The 20,941-nt window shown below is 65.5% G+C and carries 20 protein-coding genes; 9 read left to right on the top strand and 11 right to left on the bottom strand.

Annotated features, from left to right (window positions below; genetic code table 11):
* Positions 1-360 precede the first annotated feature (360 nt).
* Genes HHL08_RS21615 through HHL08_RS21605 form a run of 3 tightly spaced genes read right to left on the bottom strand, consistent with a single transcriptional unit; the run spans position 361 to position 3,539 of the window.
* Positions 361-1,752 (bottom strand): carboxylesterase/lipase family protein, encoded by a 1,392-nt coding sequence (locus HHL08_RS21615; protein ID WP_169575029.1) that lies wholly within the window; start codon positions 1,750-1,752, stop codon positions 361-363.
* An 18-nt stretch (positions 1,753-1,770) separates the two neighbouring features.
* Positions 1,771-2,820: an oxidoreductase gene (locus HHL08_RS21610; protein WP_169575028.1), complete on the bottom strand. Its 1,050-nt coding sequence runs from the start codon at positions 2,818-2,820 to the stop codon at positions 1,771-1,773.
* On the bottom strand, positions 2,817-3,539 hold the full coding sequence (locus tag HHL08_RS21605) for an arylesterase (protein ID WP_169575027.1): 723 nt from the start codon (positions 3,537-3,539) through the stop codon (positions 2,817-2,819). Before HHL08_RS21605 ends, HHL08_RS21610 begins: the two co-directional genes overlap by 4 nt.
* Between HHL08_RS21605 and HHL08_RS21600 the strand changes: the two genes are divergently transcribed.
* The 3 genes from HHL08_RS21600 to HHL08_RS21590 all read left to right on the top strand — a co-directional run bounded on the left by HHL08_RS21600 (position 3,538) and on the right by HHL08_RS21590 (position 7,616).
* Complete coding sequence (locus HHL08_RS21600; RefSeq protein ID WP_169575026.1) at positions 3,538-4,239, top strand: ABC transporter ATP-binding protein; 702 nt, start codon at positions 3,538-3,540, stop codon at positions 4,237-4,239. The genes HHL08_RS21605 and HHL08_RS21600 overlap by 2 nt on opposite strands.
* A complete protein-coding gene (locus tag HHL08_RS21595) occupies positions 4,236-6,776 on the top strand; it encodes an ABC transporter permease (protein WP_169575025.1) in 2,541 nt (846 codons plus the stop codon). Before HHL08_RS21600 ends, HHL08_RS21595 begins: the two co-directional genes overlap by 4 nt.
* Before the next feature lie 114 nt (positions 6,777-6,890).
* Positions 6,891-7,616 carry a cupin domain-containing protein gene (locus HHL08_RS21590; RefSeq protein ID WP_169575024.1) on the top strand — a complete coding sequence of 242 codons (726 nt, stop codon included), beginning with the start codon at positions 6,891-6,893 and terminating at the stop codon, positions 7,614-7,616.
* A 33-nt stretch (positions 7,617-7,649) separates the two neighbouring features.
* Here HHL08_RS21590 and copD read toward each other — a convergent pair whose 3' ends face one another.
* Positions 7,650-8,513: a copper homeostasis membrane protein CopD gene (copD, locus tag HHL08_RS21585; protein WP_169575023.1), complete on the bottom strand. Its 864-nt coding sequence runs from the start codon at positions 8,511-8,513 to the stop codon at positions 7,650-7,652.
* Positions 8,513-8,884: a copper homeostasis periplasmic binding protein CopC gene (gene copC, locus HHL08_RS21580; protein ID WP_169575022.1), complete on the bottom strand. Its 372-nt coding sequence runs from the start codon at positions 8,882-8,884 to the stop codon at positions 8,513-8,515. Before copC ends, copD begins: the two co-directional genes overlap by 1 nt.
* Before the next feature lie 139 nt (positions 8,885-9,023).
* Between copC and HHL08_RS21575 the strand changes: the two genes are divergently transcribed.
* The 6 genes from HHL08_RS21575 to HHL08_RS21550 all read left to right on the top strand — a co-directional run bounded on the left by HHL08_RS21575 (position 9,024) and on the right by HHL08_RS21550 (position 13,866).
* Positions 9,024-9,287, top strand: coding sequence for a hypothetical protein (locus tag HHL08_RS21575; protein WP_235955215.1), 264 nt, complete (start codon positions 9,024-9,026; stop codon positions 9,285-9,287).
* Positions 9,284-9,730: a periplasmic heavy metal sensor gene (locus tag HHL08_RS21570; RefSeq protein ID WP_169575021.1), complete on the top strand. Its 447-nt coding sequence runs from the start codon at positions 9,284-9,286 to the stop codon at positions 9,728-9,730. Before HHL08_RS21575 ends, HHL08_RS21570 begins: the two co-directional genes overlap by 4 nt.
* Position 9,731: 1 nt before the next feature.
* Complete coding sequence (locus HHL08_RS21565) at positions 9,732-10,289, top strand: RNA polymerase sigma factor (RefSeq protein ID WP_169575020.1); 558 nt, start codon at positions 9,732-9,734, stop codon at positions 10,287-10,289.
* Positions 10,290-10,313: 24 nt separating this feature from the next.
* Positions 10,314-12,056 carry a copper resistance system multicopper oxidase gene (locus HHL08_RS21560; RefSeq protein WP_169575019.1) on the top strand — a complete coding sequence of 581 codons (1,743 nt, stop codon included), beginning with the start codon at positions 10,314-10,316 and terminating at the stop codon, positions 12,054-12,056.
* A complete protein-coding gene (locus tag HHL08_RS21555; protein WP_169575018.1) occupies positions 12,053-13,018 on the top strand; it encodes a copper resistance protein B in 966 nt (321 codons plus the stop codon). The genes HHL08_RS21560 and HHL08_RS21555 overlap by 4 nt, the downstream gene beginning before the upstream one ends.
* 140 nt (positions 13,019-13,158) lie before the next feature.
* Positions 13,159-13,866: a copper resistance protein B gene (locus HHL08_RS21550; protein ID WP_169575017.1), complete on the top strand. Its 708-nt coding sequence runs from the start codon at positions 13,159-13,161 to the stop codon at positions 13,864-13,866.
* Between the two features lie 55 nt (positions 13,867-13,921).
* On the opposite strand, the gene HHL08_RS21545 is transcribed toward HHL08_RS21550, so the two are convergent.
* From HHL08_RS21545 to HHL08_RS21520, 6 genes are all read right to left on the bottom strand, one after another.
* Complete coding sequence (locus tag HHL08_RS21545; RefSeq protein WP_169575016.1) at positions 13,922-15,076, bottom strand: M20 aminoacylase family protein; 1,155 nt, start codon at positions 15,074-15,076, stop codon at positions 13,922-13,924.
* A gap of 121 nt (positions 15,077-15,197) precedes the next feature.
* Positions 15,198-15,692 (bottom strand): Lrp/AsnC family transcriptional regulator, encoded by a 495-nt coding sequence (locus tag HHL08_RS21540; protein WP_066609125.1) that lies wholly within the window; start codon positions 15,690-15,692, stop codon positions 15,198-15,200.
* A gap of 19 nt (positions 15,693-15,711) precedes the next feature.
* Positions 15,712-17,097, bottom strand: a complete 1,386-nt coding sequence (locus tag HHL08_RS21535; protein WP_169575015.1) for an aspartate aminotransferase family protein — start codon at positions 17,095-17,097, stop codon at positions 15,712-15,714.
* 254 nt (positions 17,098-17,351) lie between these two features.
* Complete coding sequence (locus HHL08_RS21530) at positions 17,352-18,422, bottom strand: tartrate dehydrogenase (protein ID WP_169575014.1); 1,071 nt, start codon at positions 18,420-18,422, stop codon at positions 17,352-17,354.
* Positions 18,423-18,516: 94 nt separating this feature from the next.
* Positions 18,517-19,980, bottom strand: coding sequence for an NAD-dependent succinate-semialdehyde dehydrogenase (locus HHL08_RS21525; RefSeq protein ID WP_169575013.1), 1,464 nt, complete (start codon positions 19,978-19,980; stop codon positions 18,517-18,519).
* Positions 19,977-20,834, bottom strand: a complete 858-nt coding sequence (locus tag HHL08_RS21520; RefSeq protein ID WP_169575012.1) for a GNAT family N-acetyltransferase — start codon at positions 20,832-20,834, stop codon at positions 19,977-19,979. The genes HHL08_RS21525 and HHL08_RS21520 overlap by 4 nt, the downstream gene beginning before the upstream one ends.
* Positions 20,835-20,941 lie beyond the last annotated feature (107 nt).

The raw sequence follows: 20,941 nt of genomic DNA, 5'->3' as shown, positions 1-20,941 counted from the left end.
GCTCAATCCCCACCGGAAGTCAAACCGCAGGATAAGCAGCTCCATGAAAGCGTTCTTCCTCTGCTGCGGTGCATCAAAAGACAACCATGGGGCAGGGCGCGAGGAGAATGGATTGGAGCCAGCTGATAGCCCTTCAACCTCTAACCACAGCAGGTGCTGTGGGGAGACGGGGCTTTAGGGATTTTACTGAGGGATTAGAGGGGTTAACCGCCTGCCACAGGGTCCAAAACCCGCAAAATGAGGCGATTCGGCACTAAACCCCACAATCCGATCACACGTTCATCACTGTCTGATAACACGCCGAAACGATTCCGAAAGCACGATCGATTGGTGGTGATAGCACGTTGCATAGCGCCCATCTCAGCGATCGGCGACCGCCCTTGCGCTCTCCTCCGCACCGATATCCATCATCTCGGGCGCGGCGGGATCATAGCGTCGCCAGCCTGGTAACCCATCGCCATTGGGATCGCCCGTCTGGACGAAATTGACCAGATAGCGACTGCTGATTCGGCCGATCCCGCGATCCGTGTCCGTGGTCGCGGCGCCATATTTCACCGCGACCGTATCGAAGAAATAGGGGATTTCGCTGGCATGACCCGCGCCCTTCGTCGCCGCGGTCCGCAGCGCCTGTGCGACATAGGAGAAGCGATAATGATAGGTCGGTATGCCTGCCTGCGCAAATAGCTGCGCCATCGTGCGGGCGCCCGTCACCATCGGCCCGGTCCGCCCGCCAATATCGTCGCTGGTCGCGCCGATCATCACCGGCACCTTGGCGAAGCGGCCCGCCTGATAGGCAACCAGGCTGTCGACCGCGACCCGGCCGTCGGCGATCGGGCTGCTATGGGTGCGCGGGCCGGCCGCAAACAGCGCCGCCAGGTTCAGCCCGTCCACCACGGCATCGGCAGGCAACGCTCGCAATTTCGTCAGTGCCTTGGGATCGTCGGGCGCTATACCCTTCTTCTGCCCGAACGCCGCGCCAGTCGCCTCTGCCGCCGCCAGCGTGGAGTCGCCCATCGGCATCGGCCCACCCGACTGGATCACCGCCTTGTGGAACAGGCCCTGCGCCATGGGCGACGTCAGTAGCGCATGGACCGACATGCCGCCCGCGCTCTCGCCGATAATGGTGACATTGCCGGGGTCGCCACCAAACGCGGCGATATTGTCCCGCACCCAGCGCAGCGCCGCGATCTGGTCCATATAGCCATAATTGGCTTGCCGTCCGCCGTCCGCATTTGCCTTGGTCAGCGCAGGGTGGGCAAACGTGCCAAAGCGTCCCAGCCGATAGTTGAAGCTGACCACCATGATGCCCTGCCGGGCCAGCGCCGTCCCCGCATAGGTTGGCGGCGACGACCCGCCATTGACGAAACCGCCACCATAAATCCACACCATCACCGGCAGCTTGGCGGTTCGCCCCTGCGGCTTCCACAGATTCATAGAAAGGCAATCTTCCGCCGGCGGCGTACCGAGCGGCGCGGCGTCGCTGGGAAAGGGAAGCTGCATACAGTCATGGCCATAGAGGCTGGCATCGCGCACCCCCTGCCAGCGGATTACCGGCTGCGGCGCGCGCCAGCGAAGGTCGCCCACCGGCGGCGCGGCAAAGGGAATGCCCTTAAAGGCGACTATTCCCTCTTCGCTTACCCCGCGCAGCGCACCGTCCGCGATCGTCACCACCGGTGCCGCGTCGGCCCGCGCACTGGCGACAGGCGCTGTCAGGGCAGCGACCAACAGCAAAACGCGCAAGGGCAAAGCCATGTCCTATTCTCCATTCCTTCAGGGCAGCGGCAGCGCCACGACCCGGTCCTCGCGCGCCGACACCAACGCCGCCTCGATGACTTCCTGCACCGCCACCGCCTCGTCCAGTGAAATCGGCGCCGCGCTTCCGCTGGCCCATGCATCGGCCAGTTGCCGGTAAAATCGCTCCTGGCATCCCGTCGCCGCCGACCGCAGCGTCATCCCGCCCGCACCGTCATGCACTTCGACCGGATCGGGATCGACGCCCCATCCCGCGTCACCCGGCCGCTTGCCCGCGATCAACTGCGACTCCTGCGGATCGAGCCGCCGCTTGATGAGCGATCCCTTGTCCCCATGCACGGCAAAGCGCGGACTGCCACCGCTGCCATCATCGGGCGCATTCAGGCTGGCGTGCAGGACAGCGCGCATCCCGTCATAGCGCAGCACCACATGCGCCCAATCGTCCGCGCCCGATCCGGGGCGCAGCGCAACGATATCGGCGCTCACCGCCAGCGGCCGCCCGAACAGCGCCAGTGCCTGATCGACCAGATGCGGTCCCAGGTCGAACCATACCCCCGATCCTGCCGACCCATCCTCGCGCCAGCGGTCGCGCACTTCCGGCCGGAACCGGTCGAAATGCGACTCGAAATGGGCGACCCGTCCAACCAGGCCTTCCTCTATCGCCGCCCGGATGCTCAGATAATCGCTGTCGAACCGACGATTGTGAAACACCGCCAATTGCCGCCCGCTGCTTCGGGCCAGCGCCGCCAGCGCGCGTGCCTCGTCCAGCGACAGGGCAAAGGGCTTGTCCACCACCACATGCTTGCCCGCCCGCAGCGCATCCGCCGCAATCGCTGCATGTGTCGCACTCGGTGTCGCAACCGCCACCGCTTGTATCCACGGGTCGGCCAGCAGATCGTTGGCGCTTGCCACGCAACGGATCGCCGGATCGAGCGCCGCGACCTCCTCGGCCCGGCTGGTGACGATCGCCGCCAACTCCAGTCCAGGCGCAGCCTGGATCAACGGCGCATGAAACACGCGCCCCGCCATGCCATAGCCGATTAGACCAACCCTGATCCGGTCCGTCACGATGGCAATGCCCCAGCCACCACCGGCGCCAGCTTGCTCACTATCACGCCCACGCCCTTGTCGTTGGGATGAATGCCGTCGGGCAATTGCAGCACCGGATCGCCAATCACCCCATCCAGCATGAACGGATAGAGCGTCGCATCATATTTACGCGCCATGTCGGCAAATATGGGGTTGAACGCCGCGGCATAGTCCGGCCCCATATTGGGCGACGCCAGCATGCCCGTCAGCAGGATCGGGATGCCACGCTTTTTCAGCTCCGCCAGGATCGCGTCCAAATTGGTCCGCGTCTCCGCTGGAGGTAGCCCGCGCAGCATGTCGTTGCCGCCCAGCCCGACTAGCATCAGGTCGGGCTTGCGTGGCAGTCCGTCCAGCGTGAAGGCCAGCCGGGCCAGCCCCGCCGCGGTCGTATCCCCCGACACGCCGGCATTGACGACCCGCGCCTTCACCCCGCGTGCCTTGAGTGCCGCTTCCAAGACCGGCGCCAGCCCCTTGTCCTGGTCCAGATTATAGCCGGCATAAAGACTGTCCCCGAACGCGACGATCAGCCGCTCGTCCGCCGCGGGTGTCGCCGCGACGGCGGCGTTGGCGACCGGCCTGTCATCCCCGACCGGGGCCGGCGCAGCTGTTTTATCCGAACAAGCCACCGCCAGTTGGACAATCAGCGCCAACGCCCCATATTGCATCCACCTGCCCGCCAAGGAGCGCTCCTTCTTCATGCATTTGCCCATCGATCCCGCCACTATCGCGATCCGCGCGCAGGATGTCACCCTTTCGCTTGGAACGCGCGATGCGCCGGTGGCGATCCTCAAGGGTGTCGATCTTACCATATTGCGCGGCGAAAGCCTGGCGATCCTCGGTGCATCGGGATCCGGCAAAAGCTCGCTGATGGCGGTATTGTCGGGTTTGGAACGGGCCACGGGCGGCAGCGTCAGCGTGGGCGGCGTGGATTTCGGCGCACTGGACGAAGATGCGCTGGCCCGCGCGCGGCGCGGCCGCATCGGCATCATCCTGCAAAGCTTCCACCTGCTCCCCACCATGACCGCACATGAAAATGTCGCCGTGCCGCTCGAACTGGCCGGCCATGCCGATGCCTTTGATCGCGCGGCGGACGAATTGCGCGCCGTGGGCCTTGGCCACCGGCTCGATCATTATCCCGCACAATTGTCCGGCGGCGAGCAGCAGCGCGTCGCCATCGCCCGCGCCGTCGCCCCGCGGCCGACCCTGATCTTCGCCGACGAACCGACCGGCAATCTCGACGTCACGACCGGCGCCACCATCATGGACCTGTTGTTCGAACGGCAGCGGGCGGCGGGCGCGACCCTCGTCATCATCACCCATGATCCGGTCCTTGCCGAACGCTGTGGCCGCATCGTGGAAATGCGCGACGGCCTCATCGTTTCGGATCGCCCCGCATGAACGCTATCGGCTGGGGCGCGAGCTGGCGCATCGCCCGGCGCGACCTGCATCTGGGCTTTCGCGGGCTGCGGCTGCTCTTCCTCTGCCTGTTCCTGGGCGTCGCCACGCTGGCCGCAATCGGCAGCCTGACTGCCGCGATCACGCAGGAATTGAGCGACCGGGGCCGCACGTTGCTGGGCGGCGACATCGAAATCGCCATGACGCAGCGTGAAGCGCGCCTTGGTGACAAGGAAGCCTTCCGCCAGCTCGGCACGCTCAGCGAAACCATCCGCCTGCGCGCCATGGCGCAGCGTGACGGCCAAATTCAGCCAAGCGGGACGGGCAGGGGGGACGCCCCGCCTGCCGTGCTGACCGAATTGAAGGGCGTCGATGTCGCCTATCCGCTTTATGGCACGCTTGCGCTGCGGCAGGGCGCTTATCGCCCGCTCGACCCCGACCATATCCTGATCGGCGATGCCCTGGCCGATCGGCTGAACCTGCGTCCCGGCGATCGGCTACGTTACGGCACCGCCAGCTTCACCGTTGCGGCCATCATCGCTGACGAACCCGATCGCCTGGGCGAAGGCTTCACCCTTGGTCCGGTCGCCATCGCGTCGCTCGACGGCCTGCGCCGAACCGGCCTGATCCAGCCGGGCAGCCTCTATTCCAGCAAATATCGCATCCGCCTCGCGCCCCGCTTCGACGCCGCTACCGTGCGCGCCGATCTTGAAAAGGCGCATGAGGCGGACGGCTGGACCTTGAAGGATCGCGACCGCGCCGCCCCCGGCGCCAACCGCTTCATCGATCGGATGGGGCAGTTCCTGTCGCTTATCGGGCTCGCCGCGCTCGTCATCGCCGGCATCGGCGTCAGCAATGGCGTCGCCTCCTATCTCGCCGCCAAGCGCGGCGGCATCGCGACCTTGAAAGTGCTGGGCGCAACCTCGACCGATATCGGCCGCATCTACCGGATGCAGGTCGGCGCGGTGGCTGTGCTCGGCATCGTTACCGGCCTGATCGTCGGCGCGCTTCTCCCGCCGCTCATCGTCGCGCTGGCGGGCGACGTCCTGCCGGTCAGCCCCGGCTTCCGCCTCCATCCTTTACCTCTGTTGACCAGCGCCGCCTATGGCCTGCTGATCGCCTTCCTCTTCACCTTCCCGCCGCTCGGCCGTGCCCGCACACAGCCGGCCGCCGCCATCTTCCGAGGCGCGGTGGAAAGCGGCAACGGCATCGACCGCCGCAGCCTCGCCGCCATGGGCGGGGCAGGGGCTTTGCTCGTCGCCCTCGCGCTGCTGACCGCGCGCGAACCGCTCTTCTCCGCCGCCGTCCTCGGCGCGACCGCCGCCGTCTTGCTTCTACTGCTGGGCCTCGGCTGGACGGTCCGTCGCCTCGCCCTTATCGCCCCGCGCCCGCGTCGTCCGCTGCTGCGTCTCGCGCTCGCCAATCTCCACCGCCCCGGCGCGCAGACCGCCGCGCTCATCGTGGCGCTGGGCCTTGCCCTCACCCTGTTCGTGACGCTGGCGGGCATCCAGACCAGCCTCGACAGCGAAATCCGCAACGTCGTGCCGGACAAGGCGCCCAACCAGTTCGTCCTCGACATTCCGTCGCGCCAAGTCGACCGCTTCCGCACCATCGCCCTCAAACAAGCGCCCGAAGCGCAACTCAACATCGTCCCATCGCTGCGTGGCACGATCGTCGCCTATGGCGCGCAACGGGTCGCCGATTTACAGGAACTGCCCGAAGGCGCCTGGTTCCTGCGCGGCGAACGTGGCGTCACCTACAGCGCCGTCCTCCCGCAGGGCAGCGATCTGACCGCCGGCCAATGGTGGCCGCGCGACTATACCGGCCCGCCGCTCGTCTCGCTCGATGAAGAAGCGGCGAAGGTCATGAACATCGGCATCGGCGACACGCTGACAGTCAGCGTACTTGGCCGCGAAATCACCGCGCGCATCGCCTCCCTGCGCAAGGTCAACTGGGACACGATGGGCTTCAACTATATCCTGGTCTTCTCGCCCAACGCGCTGGCGGCCGCGCCGCACAGCATGACCGCTACCATCACCATGGACGTGCGCCACGACGGCGCCATGACGCGCGCGCTTCTGTCGGCCTTCCCCGGCATATCGGTGATTGCGGTGGGCGACGTTATCGACCAAGTCGGCACGATCATGACGCAAATGTCGCGCGCCATCGTCGCCGCCGCCTCGGTAGCCGTCCTCGCTGGCATCGCCGTGCTGGTCGGCGCGATCGCCGCCTCGCGCCAGGCGCGCAGCTATGACAGCGTGATATTGAAGACGCTGGGCGCAACCCGCTGGCAGATATTGGGCGGCCAGGCGCTCGAATATGGCCTGCTCGCCTCCATGCTGGCGCTCGTTGCGCTGGCGCTCGGCACGACGGCCGCATGGTTCGTCATCGTGCGCATCTTCGAATTTAGCTGGTCGCCTGACTGGCCCATCGTGCTCGCGACGCTGGCCGGTGGCGCGCTGTTGACGCTGGGCATAGGCCTTGCCGGCGCGATTCCGCTCATGTCGGTCCGCCCTGCGCGCGCGCTGCGGCAGTTGTAGCGGCGCGGGACGCGGCAAACGGCAGGGCGCACGGTCCCGCCCGGCGCTCTTGGCGCATAGTGCCGCGCGCACCGGATATCCTGTCGGACTTCATCCCATCCAAGGAAGGCCGGCATGACCAGCACCGCCACCCAAACCCGCACCCGTTCCTTCATCGACCTGCGCGCCTGGGCGGCCGATGCCGTGGCCGCCGCGCCGTCGGCCGATCCCTTCCTCACCGCGCGCGCAGACCTGCCGCTGGCGGAAGGGCCGATCAGCGTCGGCCTCATCGCGCTGCCGCAGGGCGCAGGCGAAGTCACGGCGCTTGCCGCCGAAGAGTTTATAATCTTGGAATCGGGCGCATTGCGCATCGAACAGGGCGACACAGCCTTCATGCTCAGCGAAGGCGATAGCCTGCTACTGCGCGACGGCGCGGCCTTCACCTGGTCGACCGACACCGATACCCGCCTGCTGTTCATGCGCCGCACCGGCGGCCCGGCCGGCGACGGCGCGATCATCCCGGTCGATACCGACGCCCCGCTCGAACCGTCGGGCGCGCCGCTCGCCGAATTGCTGGTCGGCCCGACCCCGCAATGCCGCAACCATGGCGATTATAAATCAACGGACGGCGAGTTCATGGTCGGCACTTGGGATTCGACCCCCTATTATCGCCGCGCCATGGTCTATCGCCATTATGAGCTGATGTATCTGCTCGACGGCAGCGTGACCTTCATTGACGAAGCCGGCGCGAAAGGCACGTTCGACAAGGGCGATATTTTCCTGGTGGAGCAGGGCGCCGCCTGTAGCTGGGACAGCCAGGTCGACGTGAAGAAAGTCTATTGCATCTACCGCCCGGCCTGACCTGATCCGTCATTGCGCGCGCATGATGATCGCTCACCCCATCGGATCGAGCGTTCCCAGCCACGCCACCAGCCCGATAATGCCGACAGCCGCGCTTGTTTCCGCCAGCAGCGACAGCTGCAGATGCGCGACCGCGCGCTGCGGCGTCCCGCTCTCCAGCAGGGGTGTCAGACGCCAACGGTTCCATCCCGCCAGCCCCAGCATCACCCCGAACAGCGCCAGCTTCGCGCCCAGCAGCCACCCATAAAGGCTCCCCGCCAGATCCGGCAATTGCGCCAGCCCCACGATCATCACGCCATTGATCGCCCCGCTGACCAGCAAAGTCGCCACGATCAGCGTCCCCATCAGCGCAAAACGCGACAGCATCTTGGCGACGCGCCGCATCTCCGCCGTCGTCGGCCGCAGCGTCATCATAGCGTGCACCAGCACCGCCAGTGCCCCGATCCACCCCGCCGCCGCCCAGATATGGGCGACATCGGCGACCCGATGCACAGTCCCGGCCATATCCTCGGTCGCGCCCGCATGACCCGTCCAGGCCAGCGTCGCCGCCGCGACGGCGGCGGGGATCAGGGTCAGGCGAGGGCGGTTCAATTCCGCAAACACCAGCGCCAGCAGCAACGCGCCGCCGCGCACCGCCAGCACCGGGCCGATCGGCGTCATGGTCAGCAAAATCTGCGTGCTGGCCCATTCCGGGGTCGCGATCGGCGTGCCGGTCATCGCCGCCACGCTCGCCATCAGCCATAGCGCAGACAGCGCCATGCCCCCCAGCGCCAGCGCCGCCAGAACGCCCCGCCGCCCCGCCATGCCCATCACCCACCAGAACAGCGGCAGGCCCATGAGCAGGGAGAGGTCGATCATCAACGCAAACCGCGCCCCGATCCAAGCCCCCTCGGTCATTACTTGACCTTGAAGCTGTAACCGCCTTCCATCTTGTGCTGGTCCGCGCCCACGATATGCCATTTCAGGTCATAGCTGCCGGGGGGCAGCGCGCGGGGGAAGGTCAGCGTCATGGTCTTGCCCTCGACCGCGGTCTTGAAACCCTTGATCGGCATGGCGGGATGGTCGCTCATGCCGGGCATCCCGGTCATGACCAGTTCCGCGCCGCTCATCGGTGCCAGGAATGTTTCCGAAAAGGTCAGGGTCAACTTGGTCGGCTTGGCTACCGTCGCATTGGCGGCCGGGGTGGACGCCACCAGCTTGCTGTGCGCGCTCGCGACGCCTGGCAGCGCCAGCGCGCAAGCGGCGACGGTCAGGAAATAACGGTTCATGGCAATGTCTCCAACAATGGGCGTTACGGGGCATTACGCATGGACTTGCCGGACCCCTCGACCCATGCGCATAATTTTTTTGCCTCATCCGATGAGGGATGCACGTCCCCCGCGCGTATGCGGGATGAGGATGGAGACTATGATGACCGATCTGGATGAGTTGCTGGCGACGGCGCGGGCGATGCCAACCGATGCGCGGCTGGCGGACATGGACGCCGCCGTGATGGCCGGGCTTGCCCAAAGGCGCGACCAGATCACGGCGCGGCGCAGTCTGGCGCTCGCTGGCCTGCTGGCGGTCGGCATCGGCTGGGCCGGCAGCATCCTGCCCGCCGCACCCGCGCAAGCCGCGCCCATGCCGATCGGCATGTCCGACTATGCGCCATCACGCCTGCTCGGCCAATGACAGTTCGCCGCTATGCGCTGGTGGCGCTGGTCGCTTTCGCCGCCGCGCTGGCGGCGGTGCTGGTCGCGCGCACCTGGCTCGCGCCCGCGCCGCGGGTGGAAAGCGAAGTCCATGCCCTGCTGCATCAGCGGCTGACCCTCGACGCTACGCAAGAACAGCGCATCCACGCACTGGAGGCCGCTTTCGCCACTCGCCGCGAAGCGCTGGAGGCGGAAATGCGCGCCGACAATGAACGACTCGCCGCCGCGATAGAGGGCGAACATGGCTATGGCCCCAAAGTGGCTGAAGCGGTCGACCGCTCGCATCATGTGATGGGCCAACTGCAAAAGGAAACGCTCCAGCATATCTTTGCGATGCGCGGCGTGCTGCGGCCCGATCAGGCGGCCCAGTTCGACGCCGCCATCGTCAAGGCGCTGACCCAGCCCGCCCAGACAACCCGATAAGGTGAGTCATCCCGAACCCGACGACCGGACGCTTGCCGCCAGTGCGCTGGCGGGCCATCAGGCGGCCTATGGCGCGCTGATGGCGCGGCACCGCGACGCCGTCTATCGCCTCGCCCGCGGCCATGTCGGCGATGGCGACGAAGCGCTCGACATCACGCAGGAAACATTCGTCGCCGCCTTCGCCGCGCTCGCCCGCTATGACGGCGCCCGCCCGTTCCGTATCTGGATCGCCCGCATCGCGCTTAACAAATGTCGCGATTGGGCGCGCCGCCGCGCCGTCCGCCGCTTCTTCGCCTTCGCCAAGCCGCTCGACGACGCGCTCGAAATCGCCGCGTCCGACGCCACGCCGGAGGAAGCCGCCCACTCGCACCGTGAAGTCGCCCGCATAAACGCCGCCATCGCAACGCTGCCCGCCAATCTCAAGGACGTCCTTCTCCTCCGCACCATCGAACAGATGAGCCAGGCGGAGGCGGCGCAGGTGCTGGGCGTCACGCAAAAAGCGGTCGAAACCCGCCTCTATCGCGCCCGCGCGAAATTGACCGAAATTTTGAGGGATTAGCAGCCCACCCGCGTATGACAGGGCATGACGACACCCATCGCCCTCGACCGCCGCACCCTCATCAAAAGCGCCGCGGCGCTCAGCCTTGCGGGCGCCTTCCCCGCCTGGGCGCAAAGCGGCACGCCGGGCCTCCGCCCCGCACCGGGCGTCCTGTCGGGCGATCGTATCGCCCTGACCGTGGGGGAAAGCCATTTCGGCACCGGGGGCCGGTCCGCCCATGCGATCACGATCAACGGCACCGTTCCCGCGCCGCTGATCCGCCTGAAGGAAGGGCAGCGCGTCCAACTCGCCGTCACCAACAGCCTGAAGGAAGACACCTCGATCCACTGGCACGGCCTGATCGTCCCCTTCCAGATGGACGGCGTGCCCGGCGTCAGCTTCCCCGGCATCCGTCCCGGCGAAACCTTCACCTACGACTTCCCCATCCGCCAGTCCGGCACCTACTGGTATCACAGCCATTCGGGCATGCAGGAGGCGATGGGTCATTATGGCCCGATCGTCATCGATCCCGCCGGCGTCGATCCGGTGCAGGCCACCCGCGAACATGTGATCGTGCTGGCCGACTGGTCGCCGGTGCATCCGCATGTCCTGCTCAAACGCCTCAAGCAAATGGGCGGATACCATAATTTTCAGCGCCAAACGCTTGCCGGCCTGCTCGCGGGGAAGGACCAGCCGCTCAGGGACCGGATGGACTGGGGCAAGATGCGCATGGACCCGACCGACATTTCCGATGTCACCGGCTCCACCTACAGCTTCCTCATCAACGGTCATGGCACGCCCGAAAACTGGACCGGCCTGTTCACGCCCGGCGAGCGCGTCCGCCTGCGCATCATCAACGCATCGGCCATGACCAATTTCAACGTCCGCCTGCCCGGCCTTCCCATGACCGTGGTCCAGTGCGACGGCCAGCATGTCCAGCCGGTCGAGACGGACGAGTTTCAGATCGGCATCGCCGAAACCTATGACGTCATCGTCCAGCCGACCGAAGCGAAAGCCTATGGTCTGATCGCCGAAGCCATCGACCGCTCCGGCCAGGTCCGCGCCACGCTCGCGCCGCAGATCGGCATGGTCGCGCCGATCCCCGACCTTCGCCAGCGCCCGCTGCTCACCATGAAGGACATGGGCATGGACATGGCGGGCATGGACATGGGGCAGGGGGGCGTCATCGACCTAAGCCAGCCCGCCAATGACAGCATGTCCGGCCATAGTATGAAGATGCTCGACCCCTCGGCTGCCCCCGAAGTTCCCATGGGACCGGGCGTCGCGACCCTCTCCTCCATGCCCGCCGATCGCACCGCAGACCGACCGACGGGGCTGGAGGATGTCGATCATCGCGTCCTCACCTATGCCGATCTGCGGTCGCTCGAACCCAATCAGGACATCCGCACGCCCACCCGCTCGCTCGACATCCACCTGACCGCGAATATGGAACGCTATATGTGGTCCTTCGACGGGGTGAAGCTGTCCGACGGCGCGGACCCCATCGCCTTCCGCCACAACGAGCGGGTCCGCATCACCCTCATCAACGACACGATGATGCCGCACCCCATCCATATCCACGGTCATTTCTTCCAATTGCTGACCGGCGACGATCCCACCCACAATCCGCGCAAGCATACGGTCAACGTCCTGCCCGGCGGCAAGATCAGCTTCGACCTGACCGCCGATGCCCTGGGCGACTGGGCCTTCCACTGTCATATGCTGATGCATATGCACACCGGGATGATGCGCGTCGTCACGGTCCGCCCCGCGGAGGACGCAGCATGAAGCGCCTGCTCGCCGCCGCCGCCCTGCTCGTCGGCATCGCAACGCCCGCAATCGCCCAAGACCATGGCCAGATGGACCATAGCGTTCACCAAATGCCGCAGGCGGAAGCCGCGCCAACAGCCGCCGAACCTGTCGATCCACATGCGGGTCATAGCGTCCCCGCGCCAGCGGAACCGGTCAATCCCCATGCCGGCCACACCATGCCCGCATCGGACGATGGCGTGCCCAAAGGCGTCGCTCCCCCGGTCCCGACCGACCGCGCCGCCGAAGCCTTTTACGATCCCGCCACCATGGCCCGCGCCCGCGCCGCCATGCTGAAGGAAAGCGGCGGCATGACCTTCTCCAAACTCATGCTCGACCGCCTCGAATATCGCGCGCAAAAGGGCGCGGACGGCTATGCCTGGGAAGGCGAAGGCTGGATCGGCGGCGACATCAACCGCCTCGCCATCAAGTCGGAAGGGGAGGGGGACGTCGACGGTCTGCTCGAAAGCGCCGAACTCCAGGCGCTCTACAGCCGCGCGATCGATCCCTGGTGGAACCTCGTCGCGGGCGTCCGCCAGGATTTCCGTCCCCAGCCCCAGCGCACCTACGCCACGATCGGCATCGAAGGCCTCGCCCCCTATTGGTTCGAACTGGAGGCGCAGGCCTTCCTGTCCGACAAGGGCGACGCCCATGTCCGGGTCGAGGGCAGCTACGACCAGCGCATCACCCAGCGCCTCGTCCTGCAACCCGCGGCCGAAGTGAATATCGCCGCGCAGGACGTGCCGGAACTGGGCATCGGCTCCGGCCTCTCCACCATCGAACTCGGCCTGCGCCTGCGTTACGAATTGGCCCGCGAATTTGCGCCCTATGTCGGCGTCCATTGGGAACGCAGCTTTGGCGATACCGCGCGCTACGCCCGCGCCGCGGGGGAAGGGGCGTCGGCCACCAGCCTGGTGATGGGCATCCGCTTCTGGTTCTAATGCGAGTCATTGCGGCATAAGCTGCTGCCCGCCGCCATGAATTTGTCATCATGGCCGCGTCCGTGCGCGCGCTTCGCGCTATAGCGTTGCGCCGCTTGCCTAGGCTCCTGATCGATACCGAAAAGAACGGATCAGGGTAGATGCCGCGTTCCGCCTGTCTGGGCTTCCTCTACTTATGCGCGCTACTCATTGCAGCGCCCGCCGCCGCGCAGGATACGAACGCCTGGACGCTCAGCGGCGGCTTCGACCTGATCGAACTCCGCGGGGGCCGGGGCAGCGACGTCTTCCTGTGGGACGGCACATTTTCGCTGGGCGACGCCACCGACCAGATCATGCTGGTGACCCAGGGCGGCGGCGCGCTCGGCAACCAGATTGACGAGGTGCAGGCCCGCCTCTTCTATGGCCGCACCGTCGGCAATGCGACGCTGCTGGTCGGCGTGCGCAAGGATGTCACGCCGCACCGGCGCGACACCCACGCGATCGTCGGCGTCCAGGGCAATGTCGGCACGCGGCTGGGCTGGGAAACCTATGTGTTTCTCTCTGACGAGGGCAATCTGACCGGGGAGGGCCAGATCGTCTATCAACTGCCGATCACGCCGCGGCTCTATCTGGAACCGCGCGTCGCGGTCGGCTGGTCGGCGCAATCGAGCGTGGCGGAGGCGACGCGATCAGGCTTTACAGAAGGGGAAGGGACGCTGCGCCTGCGCTATCGCCTGACGCCCAAACTCAACCTCTACACCGCGATCGTCCATGAACGACTGCTCGGCCCCACCTGCCGCCTCGCCCGCGCGTCTGGCGACACGCGACAATCGACCATGGCGGTCATCGGCTTCGGCTTTAGCCTTTAGCAAGCCCTTCTTCAAAGCGCTGCGTGTTCCCGCGCAGGCGGGAACACGCAGTAGCTCAGCCACCCAGCCCCAAATGCCGCTCCGCCAGCGCGACATGCAGCCTGATGCCCAGCCCCAGCACATCGTCGTTGAAATCATAATGCGGATTGTGCAGCGGCATCGACCCCTCCGCCTTGGCCTGCCCCAGCCAGATATAGGCACCCTTGCACGCCTGGAGCATGAAGGCGAAATCCTCCGACGTGAAGGCCGGGTCGGGTGCCAGTTGCGCGATACCCACACTCGCCGCCGCGTCCAAAGCCTCCTGCGCCGCTTCCGCGTCGTTGATCGTCGCAGGATAATAGCGCTGATAATCGACCGTCGCGGTCAATGCGTTCGCCAACGCGACACCCGCCACGATCTCGCGAATGGACGCCTCGATACGGTCCTGCACCTTCGGATTGAACGTCCGCACCGTGCCTGAAACCGTCACCAGTTCGGGGATCACATTATGCGTATGCCCGCCATGGATCTGCGTGATGGAGAGCACGGCAGACGCCGTCGGCGCGATCCGGCGCGACACGATGGCGTTCAATTGCTGCACCAATGCTGCTGCAGCAAAAATCGCGTCGGGCGTATCCTGCGGGATCGCGGCATGGCCGCCGCGCCCCTCCAGCCGGATTTCGAACTTGTCCGCCGCGCCCATGATCGGGCCGGGCCGCGTCGCGATCGTGCCGGCGGGCAGGTCGGGCCAATTATGCAGCCCGAACACCCGGTCACACGGAAAACGCTCGAACAATCCCTCATTGACCATCTCGCGCGCGCCGCCCTGGCCTTCCTCGGCGGGCTGGAAGAAGAAATTCACCGTCCCATCGAAATTCCGGCTGCGGCTCAAATGGTGCGCCGCGCCCAGCAGCATCGCTACATGCCCGTCATGGCCGCAACCATGGAAACTGCCGGGCGTCATACTGGCATAGGGCAGGTTGGTCTGTTCCTGTATCGGCAGCGCGTCCATGTCCGCCCGCAGCCCGATGCTGCGCCCCGACGCCCCGTTGCGCAACACGCCGACCACCCCGGTCCGTCCGATCCCCTCATGCACCTCCAGCCCCAGCGCGCGCAGTTGCTCGGCAATGCGGCCAGCCGTGCGATGCTCGCAGAAACCCAGCTCAGGATGCGCATGAATGTCGCGCCGGAACGCGACAAGCGGTTCGATCAGGTCGGATATGTCGGTCATGGCAAAAAATGAGTTCCTATATCCCATTCCGTTCCCCGGCGAAGGCCGGGGTCCAGATCAAACGGCCGAACTGGACCCCGGCCTTCGCCGGGGAACGCTACTCGAAGGCTCCGCTACGATCCTATCTCTGTTCCCCGAACAGATGCTGGATCGGATAATGATGTTTGATGAAGGGCGACTTGATCACGACATAGCTGAAATATTTCTCGATGCCGTAATCGCTTTCCAGCATCCCCTCGATGATCGACTGATAATGGCCCACGCCGCGCGTCACGAACTTCAGCAGGTAATCATATCCGCCGCTGACCAGATGACATTCGACGATTTCGTCCAGCTTGCGGATGCGCGTTTCGAACCGGGAAAAATCGCCCGCCCGGTGCTCGGTCAGCGTCACCTCGGTAAAGACGGTCAGATATTCACCCAGCTTGTGCAGGTTGATATGCGCGCCATAGCCGGTGATATAGCCCGCTTTCTCCAGCCGCTTCACGCGGGTCAGGCACGGGCTGGGGGACAGGCCGACCGCATCGGCCAGCTCGACATTGGTGATCCGGCCCGACTGCTGAAGCTGCGTCAGGATTTTCAGGTCGATCCTGTCCAGTCTGGGTCCGCCCAACATATGCCTTGCTCCCCGTTTCTTATCCCAGCGCCGCGCGAATATCCGCTTCTTCGAGCATGTCGTCCAGCGTCTTGGCGATGCGGGCGAATATCTCGTCCATCTCCCCGTCCGACGCGCAGAGCGCAGGTGCCAGGCCGATGATATTATCGGCAAAGGCGCGGAAAATGACGCCATTGTCATAGGCTTTGGCGAACAACCGGTCGGCCAGTTTCAGGCCGGGATCGAACCGCGCCTTGCTGCCCTTGTCCGCAACCAGCTCGATCGCGCCCAGCAGGCCGCGGCCGCGCGTGTCGCCCACCATCGGATGATCGACCAACCCCGCCAGCCCCGCGTCGAAGCGCGCGGCGACCCTCTGCCCGTTCGCCAATATCCCGCCATCGGTATAGAGGCGCAGCACCTCCAGCCCCACCGCCGCACTGACGGGATGCCCAGAATAAGTCGCGCCATGGCCGATCGCGACATCGGGTGCCGCGCCGTTGGCGATCCCCTGATACACCTTGTCCGACATCAACAGCGCGCCCATCGGCACATAGCCGGCGGTCAGCCCCTTGGCCAACGTCATCAGGTCCGGCGTCACCCCCTCCGCTTCGCAGGCGAACATGGGACCAGTGCGGCCAAAGCCGGTGATGACCTCATCGGTGACGAACAGGATATCGAGCTGCGTGCACGTCTCGCGCATCGCCTTCAGCCAGCCCACCGGCGGCACGATCACGCCGCCCGATCCCTGGATCGGCTCGCAGAAGAAGGCGGCGACAGTGTCCGCGCCCAGCGTCGCCACCTTGTCCTTCAAATCCTGCACCGACCGCGCGATGATCGCGGCATCGTCCCCTTCCAGATCGCTGCGATAGGGATAGGGCGACGCGATATGATGTTGCCAGCGCAGCGGCAGGTCGAACCCGCGGTGGAAATTTGCCAGCGCCGTCAGCCCCGCGCCCGTGCTGCTCGACCCGTGATAGCCGCGCTCCAATGCAATGAACTGCTTCTTTTCCGGCTTGCCGATCGCGTTGTAATAATGGGTTATATAGCGGATCGCGCTATCCACCGCGTCCGACCCGCCCAGCGTGAAATAGACATGGTCGAGGCCTTCGGGGCTAAGGTCCACGAGCCGCTGCGCCAGCCGTACGGCCGGTTCGCTGCCGAAATGGAAATATCCGGTCGCGTAGGGCAACCGGCGCATCTGCTCGGCCGCCACCTCGGCAATGCTGTCGTGGCCATAGCCGACATTGACGCACCACAGGCCGGCAAAGGCGTCGAGCAGTTCCTTGCCTTCCCTATCCTTCAACCACATGCCCTTGCCACTTTCCAGAAGCAGCGCGCCATGCGCCTCATGCCCGCGGAAGGAGGTGACCGGGTGGATCAGATGGTCGCGGTCGATGTCCAGCAGGGATCGGTTGGATTGATGCATCGTCGAGGTGCTCGCCATTGTGGTTCTGGGGTTCAGCCTATCCTTATGCCGCGGGGCGAAAGCCCGATATGGGGTGAATAGGCACTGTCGCCGACTTTAATTGCGAACCGGGGCAGCATATTCTGCCGCTATCCCGCGGGATGTCCGATTTTTTTAAGCAAGGGTGTTCCCGCGAAGGCGGGAACCCAGTCCTGCCGTTTGAACTGGGTTCCCGCCTTCGCGGGAACACGCGGCTTTCGTTCATCTATGCAGGTTCAGGCCAGCGCGTCGGCGATCGCCTTGCCGCATTGTTCGGTATTCGCCTTGCCCTTCAGGTCGCCGGTGCGCAGGCCCGGTTCCGCCAGCACCGTCTCCACCGCGCGCATGATCGCGGCGGCGGCGTCCGCCTCGCCCAGATGCTCCAGCATCATTGCCGCCGACCAGATCTGGCCGACGGGATTGGCGATGCCCTTTCCGGCGATATCGGGGGCCGAGCCGTGAACCGGCTCGAACAGCGACGGGTGCGTCCCATCCGGGTTGATATTGCCCGACGGCGCAACCCCGATCGTGCCGGTGCAGGCCGGGCCAAGGTCGGACAAGATGTCGCCGAACAGGTTGGATGCGACCACCACGTCGAACCGGTCGGGGTTCAGCACGAACTGCGCCGTCAAAATGTCGATATGATATTTGTCATGCGTGACGGCCGGGTAATTCTTCCCCATCTCCACCACCCGCTCGTCCCACCACGGCATGGTGATGGCGATGCCGTTGGACTTGGTCGCCGACGTGACATGCTTGCGCTCTCGCGTCGCCGCCAGTTCGAAGGCGTAGCGCAACACCCGGTCGGTGCCATGCCGCGTCATCACCGTCTCTTGAATCACGATTTCGCGATCGGTGCCGGGGAACATCTTGCCGCCGACCGAACTATATTCCCCTTCCGTATTCTCGCGCACCACCCAGAAATCAATATCGCCCGGCTCGCGCCCGACCAGCGGGCAGGGGACACCGGGCATCAGCCGCACCGGGCGCAAATTGACATATTGGTCATATTCGCGCCGGAACTGGAGCAGCGACCCCCACAGCGACACATGGTCCGGCACCGTATCTGGCCAACCCACCGCGCCGAAGAAGATCGCATCGGGCTTGCCGATCCGGTCCTTCCAGTCGTCCGGCATCATCTGGCCATGTTTGGCGTAGTAATCGCAGCAGGCGAAATCCTGCCATGTCTGCGTAATGCTGAACCCATAAAGGCTCGCCGCGCGCTCCAGCACGCGAATGCCTTCGGGCATGACCTCCTTGCCGATCCCGTCGCCGGGAATGACGGAAATATTGTAATTACGCACCATAAATCTCCCGTTCGGGCTGAGCCTGTCGAAGCCCTCTACTTCTTGCGAGAAAAGCGCTTCGACAGGCTCAGCGCGAACGGATGAAAAGGGGCAGTTACAGTTTCAGCCCCGCAATATGGAACGCCTTGGTTTCCAGATATTCCTCGATCCCCGCATGGGCGCCCTCGCGGCCCAGGCCCGACATCTTGACCCCACCGAACGGCGCGACCTCCATGGCGATCGCTCCGCTGTTCAGCGCGACCATCCCCGCCTCCAGCCGCTCCGCCACGCGAAAGGCGCGGTGCAGATTTTCGGTATAGAAATAGGCGGCCAGGCCAAAGCTGGTGGCGTTCGCCAGTTCGATGCCTTCCTCTTCATGGGTGAAGCGGAACAGCGGCGCGACCGGGCCGAACGTCTCTTCCTGCGCCAATCGCATGTCCCGCGTGGCCCCGGTCAGGATCACCGGCGTCGCAAACCGATCGCCCGTCGCCCCCTCCGGCGCCTGCGCGAACAAAGTCGCGCCATGCGCCAGCGCATCTTCGACATGCGCCTGCACCTTCTGTGCAGCAGCGACGTTGATCAGCGGCCCGATCGTGCTGCCCGGCATGTCGCCCGGCGCGACCTTCAGCGCGGACACCGCCCTGGCCAGCTTCTCGGCGAACTGGTCATAGACGCTGTCCTGCACCAATATGCGATTGGCGCACACGCAGGTCTGGCCCGCGTTGCGGAACTTGCTGACCATCGCGCTCGCTACGGCAATGTCGACATCGGCGTCGTCGAACACGATCAACGGCGCATTGCCGCCCAGTTCGAAGCTCACCCGCTTGATCGTGTCGGCGCATTGCCGCATCAGCAGCGCGCCCACCCGCGTCGATCCGGTGAAGGAAAGCTTCCGCACCACCGGACTGGCGGTCAGCGCCCCGCCGATCGCGCTCGGCATCCCGGTGACGATATTGAACACGCCCGCCGGGAAACCCGCTTCCTGCGCCAGCTTCGCCAGCGCCAGAGCGGTGAAGGGCGTCAGCTCCGAAGGCTTCACCACCACCGGGCAGCCCGCCGCCAAAGCCGGCGCACATTTACGGGTGATCATCGCGGCGGGAAAATTCCATGGCGTGATCGCCGCCGAAACCCCCACCGGCTCCTTCATCACCAATATGCGGCGATTGGCCTCCGGTGCGGGAACGATCCCGCCATCGACGCGGCGCCCCTCTTCCGCGAACCATTTGATGAAGCTGGCGGCATAGCGAATTTCGCCCTCGGCCTCAGCGATCGGCTTGCCCTGCTCGGCAGTCATGATCCGGCCCAGATCGGCGACATTGTCCAGCACCAGCGCGTGCCAGCGCTCCAGCACCGCAGCGCGATCGGCCGCCGTCCGCGCCTTCCACGCGGGGAACGCCGCCTCGGCCGCCGCGATGGCCGCCAGCGTATCGCCCTCGCCACAATCGGGCACGGTGCCGATGATCGCGCCAGTGGCGGGATTATCGACCGGCAGGGTCGCCCCGGACACCGCGCCAACCCAGTCGCCGCCGATGAAGGCCTGTTGGATGAAAAGGGCGGGGTTGTTGAGGGTAAGGGTCATCCGAGCGCCTGCGTGGTAAGAGAAAAGGTCGTGATCGAAGGATCGATCACCGGCTGCGGCCCGCGCACCATGCGCACCACCCGCCCGACGCAGGGCAGGCCAAGCTCATCGAGCCAGCCGCCAAGTCCGCTTTCTTCGGGTATGTCCAGTCGGCAGAACATGCCGCTATTGGACCCCAGCCAGTGCGAAATCAGCGCCTTCGCCCCGCCCGTATCCGGCGCGATCGTCGGGCCGACGACATAGCCCCTTCCGAACCGGCGGAACAACGCAAAACCAACCGGCTCATTACTACGGGTCAGCACCACGCCCTGCGCGCCTGGCACCAGCGCGTCGAGCAAGGCGTCGCGATCCATGCCCGTCGCGCGGCGCGCCAGATCATGCAATGTGCCCATATCCTTCACGCCCAATGGCCGCACCCGCTCGTCGGGGATCAACTGCGCCATCGGTACAGCAAAGGCCGCGCCCTGATGCTGGAATACCGGACCGATGGTTTCGAACCCCAGTTTGCGATAGAGCGGCGCGCCTTCGTCGGTGGCGTTCAGTAGCACGGTACGGTCGCCCAGATCGCCCAGCACCGCCTCCATCAACCGACGGCCCAGCCCCATGCCCTGCGCCCGCGGCGACACGATCACCATCCCCAGCGTCGCGGCATCCGCGCCATAGAGCCAGGCCATCGCCGTCCCTATGACTGCACCATCGCGCTCAACCACATAGCCAAAGCCCAGCCCGAACAGCATCTCCCAATCCTCGATGCGATGCGGCCATTTCTGTTCGCTCGATAGGGTATGGGCGGCGGCCAGATCCTCGAGCGTCATCCGCCGCAGGTCCACCATCGCCTCTATGCCTGTCGCCATGCGTCTTGCTCCTTGGCGGGAAAGGGACGCCCGCCTGCCTCTATTCGGAATCAGTGGTCGGACATTAAGATGCGGCCCTAAGCATTGGCTGCTGCCTTCGCCCTGAT

This window comes from Sphingobium psychrophilum, from assembly GCF_012927105.1.
In the GTDB taxonomy this organism is placed as follows: Bacteria; Pseudomonadota; Alphaproteobacteria; order Sphingomonadales; family Sphingomonadaceae; genus Sphingobium; species Sphingobium psychrophilum.
The sequence above is the reverse complement of the archived record's forward strand: the minus strand, read 5'-3'. Positions and strand labels throughout refer to the sequence as shown.

Coding starts and splice junctions, on each gene's coding strand:
- HHL08_RS21615 (WP_169575029.1), bottom strand. CDS start 1,752: ATGGCTTTGCCCTTGCGCGTTTTGCTGTTGGTCGCTGCCCTGACAGCG.
- HHL08_RS21600 (WP_169575026.1), top strand. CDS start 3,538: ATGCATTTGCCCATCGATCCCGCCACTATCGCGATCCGCGCGCAGGAT.
- HHL08_RS21605 (WP_169575027.1), bottom strand. CDS start 3,539: ATGAAGAAGGAGCGCTCCTTGGCGGGCAGGTGGATGCAATATGGGGCG.
- HHL08_RS21595 (WP_169575025.1), top strand. CDS start 4,236: ATGAACGCTATCGGCTGGGGCGCGAGCTGGCGCATCGCCCGGCGCGAC.
- HHL08_RS21590 (WP_169575024.1), top strand. CDS start 6,891: ATGACCAGCACCGCCACCCAAACCCGCACCCGTTCCTTCATCGACCTG.
- copD (WP_169575023.1), bottom strand. CDS start 8,513: ATGACCGAGGGGGCTTGGATCGGGGCGCGGTTTGCGTTGATGATCGAC.
- copC (WP_169575022.1), bottom strand. CDS start 8,884: ATGAACCGTTATTTCCTGACCGTCGCCGCTTGCGCGCTGGCGCTGCCA.
- HHL08_RS21575 (WP_235955215.1), top strand. CDS start 9,024: ATGATGACCGATCTGGATGAGTTGCTGGCGACGGCGCGGGCGATGCCA.
- HHL08_RS21570 (WP_169575021.1), top strand. CDS start 9,284: ATGACAGTTCGCCGCTATGCGCTGGTGGCGCTGGTCGCTTTCGCCGCC.
- HHL08_RS21560 (WP_169575019.1), top strand. CDS start 10,314: ATGACGACACCCATCGCCCTCGACCGCCGCACCCTCATCAAAAGCGCC.
- HHL08_RS21555 (WP_169575018.1), top strand. CDS start 12,053: ATGAAGCGCCTGCTCGCCGCCGCCGCCCTGCTCGTCGGCATCGCAACG.
- HHL08_RS21550 (WP_169575017.1), top strand. CDS start 13,159: ATGCCGCGTTCCGCCTGTCTGGGCTTCCTCTACTTATGCGCGCTACTC.
- HHL08_RS21545 (WP_169575016.1), bottom strand. CDS start 15,076: ATGACCGACATATCCGACCTGATCGAACCGCTTGTCGCGTTCCGGCGC.
- HHL08_RS21540 (WP_066609125.1), bottom strand. CDS start 15,692: ATGTTGGGCGGACCCAGACTGGACAGGATCGACCTGAAAATCCTGACG.
- HHL08_RS21535 (WP_169575015.1), bottom strand. CDS start 17,097: ATGCATCAATCCAACCGATCCCTGCTGGACATCGACCGCGACCATCTG.
- HHL08_RS21530 (WP_169575014.1), bottom strand. CDS start 18,422: ATGGTGCGTAATTACAATATTTCCGTCATTCCCGGCGACGGGATCGGC.
- HHL08_RS21525 (WP_169575013.1), bottom strand. CDS start 19,980: ATGACCCTTACCCTCAACAACCCCGCCCTTTTCATCCAACAGGCCTTC.
- HHL08_RS21520 (WP_169575012.1), bottom strand. CDS start 20,834: ATGGCGACAGGCATAGAGGCGATGGTGGACCTGCGGCGGATGACGCTC.